Source organism: Clostridium sp. Marseille-QA1073, from assembly GCF_054863625.1.
Genome location: NZ_JBSVQM010000061.1, coordinates 1 through 1,712 on the forward strand (window position 1 = coordinate 1; position 1,712 = coordinate 1,712).

Annotated in this window: 1 protein-coding gene; it reads left to right on the forward strand. The window is 29.6% G+C overall.

The features are described 5' to 3' along the window. Positions 1 to 165: 165 nt before the first annotated feature. Positions 166 to 1,596: a Na+/H+ antiporter NhaC family protein gene (locus ACY1IQ_RS21060; protein WP_461615823.1), complete on the forward strand. Its 1,431-nt coding sequence runs from the start codon at positions 166 to 168 to the stop codon at positions 1,594 to 1,596. Positions 1,597 to 1,712 lie beyond the last annotated feature (116 nt).

Sequence of the window (1,712 nt, forward strand, 5' to 3'; positions counted from 1 at the left end):
TATCTTTAAAAATCATCACTTTACCATTATACTTATAAATGTACCACTTTTAAAAATATATTGTTCAATTTTGTTTTTATATAATAACCAAATTAAATAATAAATATGTTGTTGATTATTTAAAAATATATTTTAAATCAATATGGAATAAAAAGGAGCATAAAAATGAGTTATGGTATTTTTACTTTATTACCATCACTGATATCAATAATACTAGCACTTATAACTAAGCAGGTTATAATTTCTTTATTTGCTGGAATATATATTGGTGAATTAATATTATCTGGTGGAGCATTATTGCCTTCACTAAATGCATCTTTAGAAAGAATAATATCTGTTTTTTCTGAAGGTTGGACAACTAAAACAATTATATTTTGTATATTTGTAGGTTCAATAATAACTTTAATTCAGGTTTCCGGTGGAGTTGAAGGTTTTGTCGATTACTTAACTACAAAAACACAAACTATAAAAAGTAGAAAAGCATCAATGATGCTTGGATATATTGTTGGAATAGTAATTTTTATAGAATCTACTATAACCTGTCTTGTTTCAGGAGCTATAGCTAGACCTGTTACCGATAAATATAATGTTTCAAGAGAAAAATTAGCTTATATAGTTGATTCTACATCTGCACCTATGTGTTCTATTCTCCCTTTTAATTCATGGGGTGCCACCTTATTAGGAGTGATTTCTGCACAGATAACAGCTGGAGTTATATCTGGAAATCCAGTTCAAATATTAGGTAAAAGTTTATTATTTAACTTTTATTCAGTTATAACTATACTTTCTGTAGCTTTTTATATACTTACTGATAAAGATTTTGGTCCCATGAAAAGTGCAGAAATTAGGGCAAAAACTACAGGTTCAGTTATAAGAGAAGGTTCAACTCCTCTTATCTCTGATGATGTAACAGAAATTTCAACTAAAAATGGTATTAAACCTAACATGTGGAATATGATACTTCCATTAATAGTATTAATAGGCATGATTCCTTTAGGTCTTTATATCACTGGGAATGGTAATACATTAAATGGTTCAGGTTCAACTGCAGTATTTTGGGCTGTATTTACAACTATAGTTTTCTGTGGAATACTATACAAAATTAAAGGCATAATGAATCTAAATGAATTTATGAACTATACCTTTAAAGGTGCTAGTGGAATGTTACAAGTAGCTTCAATTCTTGTATTTGCATTTGCTATTGGTAATGTAATTGGAGACTTAAAAACAGGCGATTTTATAGCAAGCACATTATCTGGGAAAATTAACCCTAGTTTTGTACCTGCTTTAATATTTATCTTTTCTTCAATAATAGCATTCTCAACAGGGACAAGCTTTGGTACTTTTGCTATAATGACACCTATTGCCGTATCCATGCATGCGGGGCTTAATGCTAATCTATATCTTTGCATAGGTGCAGTAATTTCTGGTGGAGTTATGGGAGATCATTGTTCACCAATTTCAGATACAACAATAGTATCATCAATGGCAACAGCTTGTGATCATATAGACCATGTAAAGACTCAGTTGCCTTACGCATTATTAAATGGTTTAATAAGCTTTATTCTTTATATAATATTTGGATTTATAGTGTAAAAAAGGAGTTCATCGGACTCCTTTTTCTAATTCACAATGCACAATTCACAATTGTGGATATTTCTCAGCTATCATTGAGAAATTTACAATTATTTATCTGTAACGTTGAACAATGT